This is a genomic window from Macrococcoides caseolyticum (assembly GCF_002902665.1).
In the GTDB taxonomy this organism is placed as follows: Bacteria; Bacillota; Bacilli; order Staphylococcales; family Staphylococcaceae; genus Macrococcoides; species Macrococcoides caseolyticum.
The window spans coordinates 1-18051 of the sequence record NZ_PPRM01000050.1 but is presented as its reverse complement, the minus strand read 5'-3'; the positions used below and the strand labels follow the sequence as shown (position 1 = coordinate 18051).

General features: G+C 38.5%; 19 protein-coding genes. 15 read left to right on the top strand and 4 right to left on the bottom strand.

Features of this window, described 5'->3' with window-relative positions; genetic code table 11:
- The first annotated feature begins 96 nt into the window (after positions 1–96).
- Positions 97–1287 (top strand): MalY/PatB family protein, encoded by a 1191-nt coding sequence (locus CD152_RS07880; RefSeq protein WP_101143247.1) that lies wholly within the window; start codon positions 97–99, stop codon positions 1285–1287.
- Here the strand turns inward: CD152_RS07880 and CD152_RS07875 are convergent.
- Entirely contained in the window at positions 1284–1571 is a 288-nt protein-coding gene (locus CD152_RS07875; RefSeq protein ID WP_099483685.1) for a hypothetical protein, read from the bottom strand. The two genes, CD152_RS07880 and CD152_RS07875, sit on opposite strands and share 4 nt — an antisense overlap.
- Before the next feature lie 43 nt (positions 1572–1614).
- Between CD152_RS07875 and CD152_RS07870 the strand changes: the two genes are divergently transcribed.
- The 14 genes from CD152_RS07870 to ccpA all read left to right on the top strand — a co-directional run bounded on the left by CD152_RS07870 (position 1615) and on the right by ccpA (position 15442).
- On the top strand, positions 1615–2682 hold the full coding sequence (locus tag CD152_RS07870; protein WP_103214608.1) for a M42 family metallopeptidase: 1068 nt from the start codon (positions 1615–1617) through the stop codon (positions 2680–2682).
- Positions 2683–2777: 95 nt separating this feature from the next.
- Positions 2778–3545, top strand: coding sequence for an amino acid ABC transporter substrate-binding protein (locus CD152_RS07865; protein ID WP_101140154.1), 768 nt, complete (start codon positions 2778–2780; stop codon positions 3543–3545).
- The gene (locus CD152_RS07860) at positions 3529–4248 is read left to right on the top strand and encodes an amino acid ABC transporter permease (protein ID WP_099483680.1); all 720 of its coding nucleotides are present in this window, start codon (positions 3529–3531) and stop codon (positions 4246–4248) included. Before CD152_RS07865 ends, CD152_RS07860 begins: the two co-directional genes overlap by 17 nt.
- The gene (locus CD152_RS07855; RefSeq protein WP_101140155.1) at positions 4245–4973 is read left to right on the top strand and encodes an amino acid ABC transporter ATP-binding protein; all 729 of its coding nucleotides are present in this window, start codon (positions 4245–4247) and stop codon (positions 4971–4973) included. The genes CD152_RS07860 and CD152_RS07855 overlap by 4 nt, the downstream gene beginning before the upstream one ends.
- Before the next feature lie 160 nt (positions 4974–5133).
- Positions 5134–6138, top strand: coding sequence for a PTS transporter subunit IIC (locus CD152_RS07850; RefSeq protein WP_103214607.1), 1005 nt, complete (start codon positions 5134–5136; stop codon positions 6136–6138).
- Entirely contained in the window at positions 6135–6443 is a 309-nt protein-coding gene (locus CD152_RS07845) for a thioredoxin family protein (protein WP_101142071.1), read from the top strand. Before CD152_RS07850 ends, CD152_RS07845 begins: the two co-directional genes overlap by 4 nt.
- Positions 6444–6562: 119 nt before the next feature.
- A complete protein-coding gene (locus CD152_RS07840) occupies positions 6563–7423 on the top strand; it encodes a DUF1444 family protein (protein ID WP_103214606.1) in 861 nt (286 codons plus the stop codon).
- 4 nt (positions 7424–7427) lie between these two features.
- Complete coding sequence (ytpR, locus tag CD152_RS07835; protein ID WP_012657324.1) at positions 7428–8024, top strand: YtpR family tRNA-binding protein; 597 nt, start codon at positions 7428–7430, stop codon at positions 8022–8024.
- Positions 8025–8033: 9 nt separating this feature from the next.
- Positions 8034–10778: a DNA translocase FtsK gene (locus CD152_RS07830; RefSeq protein ID WP_101140159.1), complete on the top strand. Its 2745-nt coding sequence runs from the start codon at positions 8034–8036 to the stop codon at positions 10776–10778.
- Positions 10779–10789: 11 nt separating this feature from the next.
- The gene (gene murC, locus CD152_RS07825; protein ID WP_101140160.1) at positions 10790–12085 is read left to right on the top strand and encodes a UDP-N-acetylmuramate--L-alanine ligase; all 1296 of its coding nucleotides are present in this window, start codon (positions 10790–10792) and stop codon (positions 12083–12085) included.
- 76 nt (positions 12086–12161) lie between these two features.
- The gene (locus tag CD152_RS07820) at positions 12162–12692 is read left to right on the top strand and encodes a DUF948 domain-containing protein (RefSeq protein WP_101057550.1); all 531 of its coding nucleotides are present in this window, start codon (positions 12162–12164) and stop codon (positions 12690–12692) included.
- A 51-nt stretch (positions 12693–12743) separates the two neighbouring features.
- Positions 12744–13208 carry a YtxH domain-containing protein gene (locus tag CD152_RS07815; protein WP_101040010.1) on the top strand — a complete coding sequence of 155 codons (465 nt, stop codon included), beginning with the start codon at positions 12744–12746 and terminating at the stop codon, positions 13206–13208.
- An 82-nt stretch (positions 13209–13290) separates the two neighbouring features.
- Positions 13291–14361 carry a bifunctional 3-deoxy-7-phosphoheptulonate synthase/chorismate mutase gene (locus tag CD152_RS07810; RefSeq protein WP_101031215.1) on the top strand — a complete coding sequence of 357 codons (1071 nt, stop codon included), beginning with the start codon at positions 13291–13293 and terminating at the stop codon, positions 14359–14361.
- Positions 14362–14452: 91 nt separating this feature from the next.
- Complete coding sequence (gene ccpA / locus CD152_RS07805) at positions 14453–15442, top strand: catabolite control protein A (RefSeq protein ID WP_012657318.1); 990 nt, start codon at positions 14453–14455, stop codon at positions 15440–15442.
- Positions 15443–15519: 77 nt separating this feature from the next.
- Here ccpA and CD152_RS07800 read toward each other — a convergent pair whose 3' ends face one another.
- From CD152_RS07800 to CD152_RS07790, 3 genes are read right to left on the bottom strand one after another with little or no spacing between them, the layout of a single operon-like run.
- Positions 15520–16656 carry an acetoin utilization protein AcuC gene (locus CD152_RS07800; RefSeq protein WP_101035033.1) on the bottom strand — a complete coding sequence of 379 codons (1137 nt, stop codon included), beginning with the start codon at positions 16654–16656 and terminating at the stop codon, positions 15520–15522.
- Positions 16653–17291, bottom strand: coding sequence for a CBS and ACT domain-containing protein (locus tag CD152_RS07795; RefSeq protein ID WP_103214605.1), 639 nt, complete (start codon positions 17289–17291; stop codon positions 16653–16655). Before CD152_RS07795 ends, CD152_RS07800 begins: the two co-directional genes overlap by 4 nt.
- 11 nt (positions 17292–17302) lie before the next feature.
- Positions 17303–17935, bottom strand: a complete 633-nt coding sequence (locus tag CD152_RS07790; protein ID WP_012657315.1) for a toprim domain-containing protein — start codon at positions 17933–17935, stop codon at positions 17303–17305.
- Positions 17936–18051: the final 116 nt, after the last annotated feature.

Sequence of the window (18051 nt, the reverse complement as noted above, 5' to 3'; positions counted from 1 at the left end):
GATGACTTTATAGCGCATCTTACTATGCTTCTTTTTTTATTTTTATATTTCATGTAGACTATTATTAAGGAATTCGAATTAATAGGAGGAGATGTTATGGATTTTAACGGAGTAATTGACCGCAGTGCAACGAATGCGGTTGCCCATGAAATGCTATCTAAACTGTATCAGCGTAAAGATTTAATACCGTTTTGGATAGCAGATATGGATATTGCAGTTCCAGAAACAATAACACATGCTTTACAGGAGCGATTAAGTCATCCGATATACGGCTATACAAACTGGAATAACGATCAGTTCTATCAGCCAATCCGCCATTGGTACAAGACACGTTTTAATCTCAATGTATTAAAGCAGGATCTCGCATATGCACCGAGCGTGTTATTCACAGTTACTGAAGTGACTCGCAGTGTAACAAATGAAGGAGATGGTGTTATCGTTAATATCCCCTCATATAATAACTTCTTAAATTTAATCAATGGAAATAAACGTATGATCGTCGGCTGTGATCTGTATGATGATGAAGACCAATATTCGATGGATTTTGTTCAGTTTGAATATTTATGTCAGATGCCTCAGAACAAAGTATTCCTGTTCTGTAATCCACATAATCCGACAGGTAAGGTGTTTACGAAAGAAGAGATTTTAAAGATCATCGAGATTTGTGAGAAGCATAATGTCTATATTGTTTCTGACGAAATTCATATGGATTTCGTTCGTCATGGTAAACATCAGTCATTGATTCAGTATATGTCTCAGTATGACAAGATAGTTGTTACAACATGTCTCGGGAAGACGTTTAATATTTCAGGTATTCCTCATGCCTATTATATAACGAAGGATAGCTATATGCGTGAACTGCTGCAGACGAAGATAGGAAGCGTCTATGGTATCGGTGCACCGAATATGCTAGGACTCACAGCAATGCGCGCAGCTTATATGGAATGTGGTGCGTGGGTAGATGCTCTTAATGAACATATTGAATCAAATATGATTAAAGTAGAGACATTCATTAACGAGCGATTGAGTGATGTCCTTGTATTCCGTAGACCAGATAGTACGTTTCTTGCCTGGATTAATTTTGAAGAGAGTGGGTTCAGTGAAATGGACGTTCAGGATGCGCTGCAGAATATCGGGCGTATCGCCGTAGGTATCGGGAACACCTATGAACTGTCAGCAAGTACACACTTTAGACTAAATGTTGCATGTAGCGAAAAGAAGCTTGATCAAGGATTAGCAGCAATAGAAAAAGCATTCTCATATTTAAAAGAGAATGCTGTAGATTAAAGCGACTGAATTTCAAACACATCTATGAGTTCACCACTATAACAATCAGCAATAAATTCATAAGTCGTGGTCTTCGTATTGATCATCCCGCGATAGACGTGTGTGATAGATCCAAACTTATGAATCTTTTCAGGGGTATAGTTGATTGCGGAACCTGTTACATCCTTATACGCATGCTTTGTTTGGTCGAGTACCTTTTTAGGATGCTTCATGGCCATACGATCTTTCGACATATAAAGTAAAGTGATGGTTACAGGAATGATAAGCAGATAACGTTTTTTCATAATATCCCTCCATTTATAAAATATTTTAACATAAAGGAGAACAATGATGACAAAGATATTAGAAACGATTAAAACATTAACAGAATTACACGGAGCACCCGGACATGAATATAAAGTGCGTGATTATTTAAAGGAAAGACTGACAGCATATGCAGATGAAGTATTGGAAGATGGGCTCGGTGGTGTGTATTTCTTAAAGAAGAGCACAAATCCAGATGCTAAGAAAGTAATGATTGCTGCACATATGGATGAAGTTGGATTTATGGTGACACATATTACCGATAATGGCATGCTTAAGTTCACATCGCTTGGCGGCTGGCCAGAAGATGTACTGCAGGCACAGCGCATGAAAGTGTTAACTCGAGACGGGAAAGAATATACTGGAATCATTGGAAGCCTGCCGAAACATTTCAGAACAGGAAATGAAGGGACACCACAAATTTCAGATATGATGCTGGATATTGGTGCCGAGGATAGAGAGATGGTCAATGCAATGGGGATAGCGCTGGGAGATACGATCGTACCTGAAGTTGAATTTAAGCAGTTAACTGATAATCGCTTCTTATGTAAAGCGTGGGATAATCGTTATGGATGTACCATAATTATAGACGTGATGGAAAGACTGAAGGATATCGCGCTTCCTTTTGATCTATATATCGGAGCGAATGTACAGGAAGAAGTGGGATTACGTGGTGCAGGGCCTGCTGCAAATATGATTCAGCCGGACGTTGCACTTGTGGTAGATTGTTCTCCAGCAAATGATATGATGGGAAGTAGCAGCGATAATGGACGACTTGGAGGAGGCACATTACTGAGAATTATCGATCGCACAATGATATTAAAGCCATCGTTCAAAACACTGATGCAGGAAACATATGAAGCGAATAATATCAATTACCAATATTATCAGTCTCCAGGCGGAACAGATGGTGGTCAGATTCATATTTCAAATGAAGGTGTACCGACAGCGGTAGTGGGAGTTCCTGCGCGTTATATTCATTCTAATCATACGATATTTGATATCCGTGATTATGAAGCAGCACGTGAAGGTGTGCTTGCATTACTGGATAGACTTGATGATAAAACGATCGATCATTTAAAACAGAATTAGTCCGAGTTATCCAGTATCTTTTTATTGACTTAAATCTTAAATGGTATAAAATAAGACCTATTCTGAGTAAATTGATATGAATAGGAGAATGGGAAATGAAAAAATTATTTGCAGTATTGACGGCATTATTATTTGTGCTTGCCGCATGTGGCAACAATGAAGAGGATACAAAGAAAGATAGCAAGACACTGACAGTTGGTACTGAAGGAACATATGCACCATTTACATTCCATGATAAAGATGGAAAGTTAACAGGATATGATGTAGAAGTTACTGAAGCAGTAGCAAAAAAAGCGGGTTATAAAGTTAAGTTCGTTGAAACACAGTGGGATTCAATGTTCTCAGGATTAAATTCAGGACGTTTTGATACGGTAGCAAACCAAGTGGGAATCAATGAAGAACGTAAAGATAAATACAACTTCTCTAAACCATATACGTATTCTGAGGGTGTATTAGTTGTTCGTAAAAATAACGATTCAATCCAGTCATTTGATGACGTTAAAGGCAAGAAGCTTGCTCAGACATTGACTTCAAACTACGGTAAGCTGGCGAAAGATAAAGGCGCTGAAATTACTTCGGTAGAAGGATTTAACCAGGCGATAGAAATGGTATTATCAAATCGTGTAGAAGGTACTTTCAATGATAAATTATCTGTCCTTGATTATCAGAAACAAAAGAAAGCAGCTGATATCAAGCTGATTACCGGTGATGCTGAGAAGAGTCAGTCAGGATTTGTATTCACTAAGAAGACAGATAAGAAAGTAATCGAAGATGTTAATAAAGCATTAGATGAATTGCATAAAGATGGTACATTAACAAAAATAAGCAAGAAATGGTTTGGCGAAGATGTTTCTCAAGCTTAATGAAGAACAGCTCCACGCATTAGATGCAGCGAAGCAAGCTTTTGAACCGATGTTATGGGGATTGATTAAATATTCAATCCCTATTACTATTGCGACGTTTATTATCGGGCTGATCATAGCGATTATCACTGCACTGATGCGTGTGTCACGTAACAAGTTCGCGCGAAGCATTGCCAGAATCTATGTCTCGATTATTCGTGGTACACCGATGCTTGTACAATTATTTATTATCTTCTATGGTATTCCAGAAGTTGGAAGGCTTATTACGGGAAATCCTGATATTAAGCTGAATATTGCCCCTGTTGTTGCTGCGATAATTGGACTCAGTTTAAATGTTGGAGCTTATGCCTCTGAAATTATTCGAGGTGGTATTCTATCGATTCCAGATGGTCAGAAAGAAGCAGCATATTCTATCGGTATGAGTGAATGGATGACGATGAAACGCATCGTTTTACCGCAGGCGATACGTGTATCTATTCCTGCACTTGGTAATACATTTTTAAGTCTGATTAAAGATACATCGCTGCTAGGCTTTATCCTTGTCGCAGAGATGTTTCGTAAAGCACAGGAAGTTGCTGCGACAACATACGAGTTCCTTTCGATATACGTGCTTGTCGGCTTAATGTACTGGGTTGTATGTTTCATTATTTCTGTTGTACAAGGGCAGTATGAGTCTCGTATAGAAAGGAAGTATCAGCGATGATCTCAGTGAAGAATGTCGTAAAGAAGTTTGGCGATAAGACAGTACTGAAAGATGTAGATCTAGAGGTGCAGGATGGTGAAGTAGTCGTTCTGATTGGTCGAAGCGGTTCAGGTAAGACGACGCTGCTACGCATGATGAATGCACTGGAACTGCCAACCTCAGGTACAGTAACAGTAGATGGTCTAACCTATGATAGTAACAACCGCAAATCACAGATTGAAGTGCGTAAAAAGTCAGGAATGGTGTTCCAGAACTTCCAGTTGTTCCCGCATATGACCGCACTTGAAAACGTGATGGAAGGTCTCGTACAAGTTAAGAAGATGAAACAGATAGAAGCGCGAGAAATTGCATTGAACCTGCTTGAAAAAGTAGATTTAACGCATGTGAAGGATCAGTATCCGATATCCTTAAGTGGTGGACAGCAGCAACGTGTCGGTATCGCACGTGCGCTTGCAATGAATCCAAAGGTGATGCTCTTTGATGAACCAACATCTGCGCTTGACCCTGAACTTGTCCAAGATGTGCTAAGTGTTATTAAAGATCTGCGTGATGAAGGCATGACGATGGTTATCGTGACACATGAGATGAGCTTTGCGCGCAATGTTGCAGATAAAGTTGCTTTTGTTCATGATGGACGTATCGAGGAAATCGGAACGCCGGAGCAGCTGTTCAATACACCGCAGTCAGAACATTTAAGACGCTTTTTGAATGTAATTGCAGAATAAATTATAAGCAGCAGACCATTCGATAGTATAAATAGCGAATAACATTTCCGGATAGATATATCCGGAAATTTTTTATATGAAAATACGTCTATGTGATAAGTAATATGCTATTATAATTGTAATATGTAGGATTATAAATAGAGGACAAGGGGATAGTATATTGAAGAATCTACTTAAGAGATGGTTCATAGATGGCATGAGTTACATGGCACTTGGACTATTTTGCTCATTGATTATCGGATTGATATTAGAAACACTGGGGACAGAATTGAAACCGTTCTTCGATACATCATTACTCATTGAAATCGGCAAGCTTGCAAAGAGTTGTACAGGTGCAGCAGTAGGTGTTGCTGTTACGTATGGACTTGGAGCCAAGCCGATAGTCATCTTTTCTAGTGCAGTTACTGGGATGTATGGGTATGAATTAGGAGGAGCGGCAGGAACATATATCGTCAGTCTTGTGACAAGTGAGGCTGGACGTTTCTATAGTGGAAAGACAAAGATTGATATCATTCTGACGCCACTTCTAACGCTGCTTATCGGTGGTAGTGTTGCAAAGCTTATAGGACCATTAATTCAGCAACTGATGTTATCACTTGGAGAATTCATTTCATTTGCGACAGGGCAGCAACCGTTATTGATGGGCATTCTTGTGTCACTTGTCTTCGGTTTGACGCTTTCTAGCCCTGTTTCTAGTGCTGCGCTCGCGTTAATGCTTAATATCAATGGTACAGCGGCAGCGGCAGCAACAATTGGTTGTTGCTGTCATATGATTGGATTTGCTGTCACTGCTTACCGTGATAATGGGATTCAAAGTCTCGTAGCACATGGTATTGGAACTAGTAAAATACAGATTCCTAACTATATGTTAAGACCGATGATATTAATTCCGCCTGTGATTGCGAGTATCATTATCGCACCGATAATGACCACACTATGGCCGATGCAAAATGTAGCAGCAGGTGCAGGTATGGGGACGAGTGGATTTGTCGGGCAGATAATGACAATTAAGACAATGGGTTCCTCGCTTGAAACATGGCTGCAAATTGGTGTGTTTCATTTCATATTACCAGGTGTTATCAGTTATATTATATATGTGATGTTGTTACGGGCGAATATCATTAAACCAGGAGATCAGAAGATCTCGACAGGAGGAGAACGATGAAGGAAATTACATCAGTAGAAATGTTTAGAGAAAGTATAGAACAGCCGACAATAGCGATGTTTACTGCTGGATGGTGCCCAGACTGTCATTTTATTGCACCATTACTGCCAGAAATAGAAAGTGAAAATAAAGCATATCATTTTGTTTCCATCGACAGAGATGCATTTATTGACCTTGCTGTAGAATATGATGTGATGGGAATACCAAGCTTTATCGCATTTGATAAAGGTACTGAAATTGGAAGATTCGTATCAAAAGACAGAAAGACAAAAGATGAGGTCAATGCATTTATAAAAGGATTGTAGTTCAATAACTATTACTCCGTAGCTTTAAACTGATGGCTTTTTAATATAACCTTAGTAACCACTGCTTTTATATGCGGTGGTTTTATTGTACAATGAAAGTTATGTGAGGAGTGTTACAAGTGAATGTTTTTGAAATTAGAGATTACTTAAAAGATGCAATGAAAGAGGAAGCAGTAACCTTTCATTTCAATCGTAAAGAAGAGACTTTAAGGATTGAGCGAAATGATAATCATAAAGGGTTAACGATAAAGCTAGCACCCGTTGCAGCAAAATATAAAGAGAAGAAAGAAAAAATTCTTGACGAAGTACTATATTATATCAAAGAGACGATTCAAGCATTTGGAGATGCACAATCTTTTGATGGCCAACCGATAATAATGCCTGTTGTACGTGCGACAAGTTTCCAGAAAGAACAAAATGGAGTTCCTTTTTTAATTACAGAACATACTGCTGAGACGAATATTTATTACGCAGTGGATCTTGGCAATACTTATCGTCTAATTGATACTGAAGTACAGGAAGCATTGAATTTATCTGAAGCGCATATTAAGGAGCAGGCTTTATTTAATTTAAATGGTCTGAATAATCCTTATAAAACTGATGTAGTGAATGACAATACCTATTATTTCTTTAACTCGAATGACGGGTATGATGCAAGTCGCCTATTAAATAAGCAACTGTTGAAGTCGTTCCGTGAGAAGATTACAGGGGAGATGCTTGTCGCTGTACCACATGGAGATGTTTTGATTATTGCTGATATTCAGAATGAGACAGGGTATGATGTGCTCGCTCAGCTGACGATGCAGTTTTTCGCTAATGGTCTTGTACCGATTACTTCTTTGTCGTTCCAATATGAAGAAGATAGCTTAACACCTGTATTTATATTAGGTAAGAATAATGCAAAGCGTAATCAAGAAGCAATTCAGCGTATTGAAGCAAACCGCAAAAAATTTGAACAAGAAAAAAATAATAAGGAGTAATCATATGAATTTATTTTATAACGAAATTGTTGGAGACTATTTATTTATTACATTGGAACCAGTCGATGGTCCGTTTACATATGAAACAAATGGGGATATTATCACGATTAAAAAAGATGACCGTGTCGTTGGATATAATGTTAAAGGTGTACAGTCATTAAACCTTAAATCTCAAGGTGAGGTTAAATTAACAGAAAGTCTTGTAGATGATATCAATGCATTACTTAGAGAAAAGGGGCTTGAAACACCGCTCGAAGTTGATTTATCACCAAAGTTTGTTGTTGGGTATGTAGAAACATGTGAGAAGCATCCGGATGCAGATAAATTAAATGTAACAACAGTGGATGTTGGAACAGAAAAATTACAGATTGTTTGTGGTGCAAAAAATATAGCACAAGGGCAAAAGGTAGTAGTAGCCAAAGTAGGTGCAGTCATGCCTAGCGGAATGATGATTAAAGATGCAGAATTACGCGGCGTGCCGTCAAAAGGAATGATATGTTCTGAACGTGAACTTGGTCTGACTGATTCTGAAGAGAAAAAAGGTATTCTAGTGTTAGATGATCACTATACAATCGGCGAAGATTTCTTCAAAGAGAAGTAGGGTGATACGATGAGCTGGTTTGATAAATTATTCGGAGAATCAAAAGAGAATACTGAAGATATCAGAACAGAAAGACTGGATACCTCGGAAAATGACGTATATAGGCGCCCTCGTGGCAAGTTTCGTTTTCCGGTTGATGTGGACACTGTTAAGACAAAAGACAGTAATCATCATAAGACAAGCAACACAAAGATGGAAAAAAATGATGACCCCTTTATCCCTGTACAAGCACAGTATAAACATCAAAAGGCTTCGTTTGATGAAACATATGCTTCGAGACGACAGAGAAGAGCTGCGCGTAACCAACATCCCGGCTATAAGGTTGAAACCTCACCATTAGGAAAGAAACAAAGAAGTGATGCTCAAATAGAGAAAGCATCTCGTATGCACCAGCCTAAGTTTAAAGCTTCAGAAGTACCTTCAGCAATATATGGAACAAAGAGTCGTAAAGATCCTTCGATGTTAAAGGGACGTGCGCCTATTGTTCCTAAGAAAGGTACAGCCACGCGTCCTGCGACACCGACGCATCGAAAAGAGGATAATACGGTCAATATCGAGAATGTATATGCCTCTCAAATAGTTGCTGAAATCAGAAAAGAACGTGACAAGAAAATTCAGCGTCAGAAAGAATTTCAGGAAGAGCGTAGAAAACTTGCTGACCAGCAGGAAGCAGTTAAATCTATGATCAACCACGAGGCGATTGAACAAGAAGCGGAAGAGAAAATTCTTTCAGAGGACAATGTACTTGCAGTTGATGATGTCGTGCAATTATCAGATGATGTTATCACGTTATCTGAAGAAGCATTAGTTACTGATGTTGAGGTTCAAGCGGAGACACCGATTAAAGTGAATATCAGCGATGAGGACACAGAGGTTAAACTAAATTCCGGTGAATCTTATACTTTCAGCTCACGTGAACATGAGACTTTCATGGAAGAAAATATTACTTTTGAAAGTGCTGAAGAAGCAGTAGAGCCTGTACAGTTAGATGAGGAAGCGTTTGACGATGTATCTTTTGATACGGAAGATGAGAGGACTGAAACGATTGAAATTGAAGGTGAAACCGGTAGCGAAACAGATGCAACTGTTGAAACACCGGAGAAGGATGAAGGACCTGTTTCGTTAGAACCTGTGCTATTACCTGATACCAAGAAAGAGAAAGTCACTCCATTTAATGTAGTCATGACACCAAGTGATAAGAAGCGTTTAATGCAGCAACGAGAACAAGCGAAATCATCGCCACCAGAAGTACAGATCAAAAGCAATGAAACTTTAGAAGTCATACGAGAGGAGCAGCCTGATGCACCTGCTGAGCTACAGGAAGCGGACGGTGAAGCGAAGCTAAGACAGTCCAAGCGCAAAGGACCAAAGTATCTTCTTCCACCTGTCAGTCTACTGAAGCCTGCAGATAATATGGAACGAGATGAATCGTGGGTTGAAGAACATAAAGCGCAGCTTGATGATGCGTTCTATCATTTTAATGTGCCGGCAAAAGTAGAGAATGTCATCGTCGGTCCTTCGGTTACACGCTTTGAACTTTCAGTAGAGAAAGGTGTAAAGGTTTCACGCATCACGAATCTTCAGGACGATATTAAAATGGCGTTAGCAGCTAAAGATATCCGAATAGAAGCACCGATTCCTGGCACTTCGCTTGTCGGTGTGGAAGTACCTAATATTGAAACGCGTAGCGTCAACTTAAGTGAAATTGTCTTCAGTAAGAAGATGAAATTCTCTGATAGTAATCTCTCAGTTGCGCTTGGAGCTAGAATAAATAATGAACCAATGATTATGGATCTTGCGAAGATGCCGCATGGTTTAATTGCGGGTGCTACAGGATCTGGTAAATCTGTGTGTATCAACTCAATTCTTATTTCACTGCTATATCGTAATAATCCTAACGAATTGAAATTATTATTGATTGACCCTAAAATGGTAGAACTTGCGCCATATAATGATTTGCCACACTTAATTGCACCTGTTATTACTGATGTTAAAGCAGCTACAGAGAGTTTGAAATGGGTTGTCGGTGAGATGGAGCGCAGATATCAAATGTTTGCAGATGTCCATGTACGTAATATCACTGCTTATAATCAGAAAGTAGTCTATCAGGAAAGAATTCCTAAGATCGTTGTCGTGATTGATGAATTAGCAGACTTAATGATGATGGCACCACAAGATGTAGAGCATTCCATTGCGCGAATCGCTCAAAAAGCACGTGCTGCAGGAATTCATCTGATTCTTGCTACTCAACGTCCTTCAGTCAACGTAATCACAGGATTAATCAAAGCGAATGTGCCGACACGCATCGCATTTATGGTATCTTCTTCTGTTGATTCCAGAACAATACTTGATTCTGGTGGCGCTGAGAAACTGTTAGGAAACGGCGATATGCTCTATCTTGGAAATGGAATGAATAAGCCGATTCGAATACAGGGAAGCTATATTTCCGATAGTGAGATTGATGAAGTGGTGGGCTATATTAAGTCTCAAGGGAAGCCGAACTATCTCTTCCATGAGAAGTCTTTACTGAAGAAGTTATCAGAACAGCCGAAAGATGAATTGTTCAATGAGATTTGCAACTTTATGGTCGAAGAAGGGCATATTTCGACTTCTCAAATACAAAGACGCTTTCAGATAGGCTATAATAGAGCAGCACGAATTATCGATCAGCTGGAAGAAATGGGTTATGTCAGTGGTCAGAATGGCTCTAAACCAAGAGATGTACTGATAACCGAAAAACAAGAAGAATATTAGGAGATGAATTTATGACTTTATATCATTTTGTTGGTATTAAAGGTTCAGGAATGAGTGCGTTAGCTCAAATACTGTTCGATATGGGTGAAACGGTACAAGGATCAGATATCGAGAAAGAATTTTTTACAGAGAAATCTTTAAGAGAAAAAGGAATAACAATACTACCATTTAATCAAGAGAATATTAAAGAAGGTATGACGATTATTGCTGGGAATGCATTTAATGATGATCATGAAGAAATTGTGCGTGCGCACGAACTTGGACTTACTGTAACTCGTTATCATGATTTTCTAGGTAACTTCATGGGTCAATATACATCTGTAGCAGTTACCGGTTCTCACGGTAAGACGTCGACAACTGGATTGTTATCTCATGTAATGAACGGTGACAAGAAGACTTCTTATCTCATTGGTGATGGTACGGGTATGGGGATGCCTGGTAGTGAATACTTTGCATTTGAAGCCTGTGAATATCGTAGGCATTTCTTAAGCTATTCACCAGACTATGCGATTATTACAAATATCGACTTTGACCATCCTGACTATTTTGCATCGATGAGCGATGTGTTTAATGCATTCCAGGAGATGACGAAGAAGGTTAAGAAAGCAGTTGTTGCTTGTGGTGACGATGAGCATTTAAGAGATATCAAAGCAGATATCCCAATTTATTATTATGGCTTTAAAGAAGATAATAAAGTCGTTGCAAAGAATATGAAGACGACGCCACAAGGGACACAGTTTGAAGTATATATTGACGGAGAATTGTTTGATACATTCATTACTCCGATGTATGGTGATCATCAAGTGCTGAATGCTCTTGCTGTCATAACGATCTGTCATTTAGAAGGACTGGATAATGCGGCTGTAAAACGTGCTTTAAGCACATTTGGTGGCGTTAAACGTCGTTTTAGTGAGAAGATTCAGGACGAACAGATTCTTATTGATGATTATGCACATCATCCAACTGAGATTAAAGCGACGCTACAATCTGTACATCTGAAATATCCTGAGCGTAAAGTCATTGCAGTATTTCAGCCGCATACATTTTCACGTACAAGTGCATTCCTTGAAGATTTCGCAAATAGTTTAAAGCTTGCAGATAAAGTATATCTCTGTGATATCTTCGGTTCAGCACGTGAAGATAGTGGTGAACTGACAATCGGTGATCTGCAGATATTAATTCCAGGTGCTGAACTTATTAACGAATCCAACGTCAATCTGCTGAAACAATATAAAGATGCAGTGGTTATGTTTATGGGTGCAGGAGATATACAGAAAATTCAAGTCGCGTATGAAAATTTAAAATAATATGATATGATGTTTATTAACAAGGTATAAGGGTAATTTAGAGTATAACAAGTTAATAATTTTAGGAGGCGTTTTTATGGAATGGATTTTACCGATTGCAGGTTTGATTGCTGCGATTGCATTTTTAATTCTATGTGTATTCATAGGCATCACCTTGATGTCAGTGAAGAAGAACTTAGACCATGTAGCTAAAACTTTAGATGGTGTGGAAGGTCAAATTCAAGGTATCACACGTGAATCAACAGACTTACTTCACAAAACAAATCGTTTAGCAGAAGATGTTCAAGATAAATCACAACGTTTAAATTCAGTTGTAGATGCAGTGAAAGGTATTGGTGATTCGGTACAGAACTTAAACAGTTCAGTAAATAATGTTACTTCATCAATTACACATAACATCTCTCAGAATGAAGACAAGATTTCTCAAGTTGTTCAATGGTCCAACGTTGCAATGGAAGTTGCCGATAAATGGCAGATGAGAAAGCAGCGCCGTAATACTGTAAATTTTAACGATGATATTTATCGTACACCACAAAACAACTTCAATGAAACACACACTAAAGGCGATCATTTAGATCAGGACAAAATCAATGCAGGTTTAAAGTAAACCACTAAGGGAATGTACATAATGTACATTCTTTTTTTAGGAGGAAATAAGATGGAGACTTATAATAGAGATTTACATACACATACAGTTAAAGAATACGAAGTGAAAAAGGATACAGCAGCACGTGACTTTTCATTAGGACTTGTCGCAGGACTTACGGTAGGATCGATTATCGGTTTACTCGTTGCTCCAAAATCAGGTAAAGTACTGCAAGAAGAACTTGCAGAAAAGGTAGAAGTATTAAAATCGAAATCTATAGAATCATATACTAATCAAATTAAAAATGCTGAAAGCTTCAAAGAGAAAGCTGCTGCATTTAAAGCAGATCTTTCTAACGAACATCAAAGTGATCTAGAACTTCAGAAGAAAGCAATTAAAGCTGAAGTGAACGATGACACTTTGAAGCAGCCAGATGTAGTTGTGGATAAAGCATTAACGCCGAACAAGGATGAAGCATTGTTAGAAAACAAAAAAACGAAGCACATTGCTGACAATTTATCCCCTAAAAACAAATAATCACAAAATCTCTTTATAATATGATAAAATAGTAGGCCTAAAGTCTACTATTTTTTAATTTTAAAATAAAAGAGGTCAAACGATGAACGATTTAAATACATTACGTGAAAAGATTGAAACATTAAACATTGAAATATTGAAGCTGTTAAGTGAACGTGGTCAAATTGCAAAGCAGATCGGACAAGAAAAACGTAAGCAAGGCACTGCAATCTATGATCCCGAACGTGAAAAAGAAATGATCAATAAATTGCTGGATTTAAATGATGGTCCATTTGATGACAATGTTATCAAGCAATTATTTAAGGAAATATTTAAAGCTTCAACAGAATTACAGAAGTCTGATAGTGAGAAACATCTTTTGGTTTCACGTAAGTTAAAACAAGAAGACACTATTGTTACATTTGATAATGGAGGCATCATCGGTGCAGGTACAAAGTCATATGTATTTGGACCATGTTCAGTAGAATCTGCAGAACAAGTTGAAGCAGTCGCTAAAAATCTCCATGAAAAAGGTGAAAAATTTATTCGTGGTGGTGCATTTAAACCAAGAACTTCTCCTTACGATTTCCAAGGACTAGGAGAAGAAGGATTACAAATACTTCACGATGCGGGTAAGAAATATGACCTCAACGTTGTCAGTGAAATTGTCAATCCAGCGCATTTTGCACTTGCGGATCAATATGTTGATATATTCCAGATAGGTGCGCGTAATATGCAGAACTTTGAGCTCCTTAAAGAAGCAGGACGTACAAATAAACCTGTACTTCTTAAACGTGGACTGAGCGCAACAATAGAAGAGTTTATCTATGCAGCCGAATACATCTATGCACAAGGCAATTCAAAGATTATTTTATGTGAGCGAGGTATTCGTACGTACGAAAAAGCAACAAGAAATACATTAGATATTTCTGCCGTACCAATATTAAAGCAAGGTACACACTTGCCTGTAATGGTGGATGTTACACATTCAACAGGACGTAAGGATATTATGCTGCCAGTAGCTCGTGCTGCGCTCGCAGTTGGGGCAGATGGAGTGATGGCAGAAGTACATCCAGATCCAGCTGTTGCATTAAGTGATGCCGGTCAGCAGATGAATTTTGAAGAGTTCGAAAATTTCTATAAAGCGTTAAATGAATTTAAAAGTAAATTTTAACAATAAAAAATTTGCACAAAACAATCATTTAGAATGAAAAGTCTTTGAAAACGTGTTAGAATAATAAATAAAACGTTTTCAGGAGGAAAAAATGACCGTAACAATATATGATGTAGCACGTGAAGCGAAAGTATCTATGGCCACTGTATCTCGTGTCGTAAATGGTAATCCAAATGTGAAGCCTGCGACAAGAGATCGTGTAAATGAAGTGATTGAACGTCTGAACTATCGTCCAAATGCAGTTGCCCGTGGCCTAGCAAGTAAGAAGACTACAACAGTTGGGGTAATTATCCCAGATATTTCTAATATGTATTATTCAGAGCTTGCCCGTGGTTTAGAAGATATCGCTAAGATGTATAAATATCAGACAATCATTTCAAACTCTGATAATGATGCAGTAAAGGAACAAGAAATCTTTAATAACTTACTGTCAAAGCAAGTTGATGGCATCATCTTCTTAGGGGGCACACTGTCTGAGAAGACAGCAGATATGATACGTAAATCCAGTGTACCAGTTGTATTATCAGGGACACTCGATCAAGATGAAAGCTTACCTTCGGTGAATATCGATTATGTGGAAGCGAGCAGAGAAATTACCCATAAATTCATAGAATCAGGTGTGCAACGCTTTGCATTTGTTGGTGGAGGGTATTCCGAAAAAGCACAGATCGATGTATTAAGTGGAATAAAATCATTGCTCGAAGAACATGCGATGGAATTACCGGAATCAGCTCAATATATTGGGACTGAACAATATTTAGATGGTGAGAAGGCATATCGAGTGATTAAAGAGACGAATCCTGAAGTTGTACTATGCATTAGCGATGAACAGGCGATTGGTATCGTACATGCAGCACAGGATGACGGAAGAGTTATACCTGATGATTTACAGGTCATCAGTTTTAACAATACACGATTAGTGAAAATGGTACGACCGAAGCTTTCAAGTGTAATGCAGCCACTGTATGATATTGGTGCTGTGGGAATGCGTCTGCTTACAAAGTACATGAATGATGAACCGATTGAAAATCAGAAAGTCGTTTTACCTTATAGAATTGAATATCGTGGAACGACGAAATAGAAATTAAGGGCCTGGCGTATGCGAGGTCCTTTTTTATGGGTTGGTAAGGTGGCTCGTAAAATAAAAATAAGAGCCACCTAGTAATGCTGCACGACACGCGCCAGCATCATTTTATTTTTTTCTTCGATATCGCGTCTTCTAGGTATGACTGAGTACCCTTGTAGATCTTCATTCCATGTTTTTGGCATCTTTACTTGTGCTTTACTTTGCCACATCGTAATCCAGTCAGTTGGTATTGAACCTTCTAAATAGCTGTGTCCGAGCATCGCATTATATACTTGTGCCCAGGCGAGTGGCGCGACTTGAAAGATGTTATAACCACCACCTCCAACAGCAATCCACCTACCATTTGTATATTCATTTGCTAATCGAAGGACGATCTGTGGGATGTGTTGGTATGTCCTATGTGTACAAGAGAGATGTGTCAATGGATCAAGATAATGGGCATCAGCACCATTTTGACTTAATATAATATCCGGTTTAAAGAATTCACATGCTGCGCGTAAACTTTCTTCAAAGCATCCCAGAAATGAATCGTCTTCAGTATAAGCATCAACAGGTATATTCATACTATATAAATAACCTTCACCTTCACCCTTTTCAGTAATGGCGCCGGTTCCAGGGAACAGGTATCGGCCAGTCTCATGAATAGAATAGGTCATTACCTGATTATCATTATAGAAAGCAAACTGTACGCCATCACCATGATGTGCGTCGGTATCAATATACAGTACGCGCTGTTTATATTTACGTTTCATATATTCTATTGCGACTGCAGAATCATTATAGATACAAAATCCTGAAGCACGTCCAGTGAAGCCATGATGTAGTCCGCCACCAAAGTTGCATGCAGTATGGTCGATCTCATTCATGACAATGTCGCATGCAGTAAGCGTTGCGCCAACAAGCAATGCACTCATTTCATGCATATTTTCAAAGTTTGGTGTATCGTTTGAATTAAGTCCGAACTTGTTGCAATCACTGGTACTCAGTTCTCCTTGACCTGCTTTTTTCACCGCTTCAATATATTCTTTCTGGTGTACAAGCATCAGCTCTTCATCTGTTGCAGTGCGGGGTGCAACGATATCTTCTTCATACAGCAGTGATAAGCTTTCAAGTAATGATTTCGTAAGTAACAGGCGCATCTGATTAAAAGGATGATCATCACCAAAGCGATATTTCAGCAGTTTTTTTGAGTAGACAAATTTTGTCATAGGCCGCTTTCGAAAGGGTCAAGTACTGTGAATCCTTTCTTCTCCAGATCAAATATAGCAATATTTGGGTTCATCGCAATCATGCGCAAAGTTAAGATTTTTTTACCGATATGTTCTTTATCCCGGAATACGAGAATGCTCTCGATACTGATCTTATGTCTATGAAATACTTCAGTGACTGCGTGCATAATACCCGGTTCATCAGGAATGCTGATCTGGATGGTCGTGCCTGAACGTGTCACACCGGTAAGCTCGATAAATGTATTGAGCATATCTTTGCTGGTTACAATGCCCACAACTTTCTCATTTTGTACAACTGGAATACTGGCGATAGATGCATCATAAAAATCAACTGCAATATCTGCCACAAAATCAAGAGGGTGGCAGGTAATAACATTTTTTTGCATAATCTGTGAGATGGGTACATTATAATCAATTGCTTCATCATGTTTTAATAGTGATGGCAATACTTCTTTTATTTCACGATCTGAGATAATACCTTGCAATTGCTGTTCATCATCTACAATCGGTAGATGGCGAATGTTCTTATCATTCATCAATGCGATGGCCTGAGCGATAGAACCTTCTTTATTAAATGTAATACATGGTGATGTCATAATGCGTTCTACTAACATAATTAACCTCCTTATAAGAAAAAGCGATTCTGGAATCTAATATTATCGAATGCCTGTATCTGATCGTTTGTGATCCGTTTGCCGATTCGTGCCATCAGGCAGTTGGCCGGATGACTTGTAATTTCAGGATCATCAGTAGAGAATACTTCCATGCCACCAGCAGCCATCATCTTCTGCATAATCTTTTTATATTCGAATACATCAAGGCCACTGTTCTTTAAATCCCAATGCCAATAATATTCAGTCGTTATAATAATATAATCTTCCATTGCATTATCCAGCATTGACAGTTCAAGCATGGCCTTACCAAGACCTATTGCACGATACTGTTCACTAATTTCTATCGCACCAAGCTCTAATAGATAAGGTAAGTTTCCATCGCTCCATCGTTCTAATGGATCTGGATACAGATAGGTTGTATAGCCGATAATATTGTCACCATCTCGGCATATAATGATGCGTCCTTCGTCGAGATCTGCAATCTCCTGAATTGCTACAAACTGTTCTTTTGGAATTCTGAATGCAACGAGCCCCTCATCAAATGTATATTTCTTTAAGGTGTTACCGTCTACTGGACCTTCGACGATGATTGATTTTCCATTAGTTTCAACAATGCGTTTATAGTAAGTTTTAGTATGCTCCATAGTCACTCCTTAGAAAATAATTTTTATATTTTTTCGTTTGTCAAAATAAGCTAGACAATTCCTCATCTTCGATGAAACTCATAAATACTTCCAATGGTGTTTTATAGCCCAGCGAT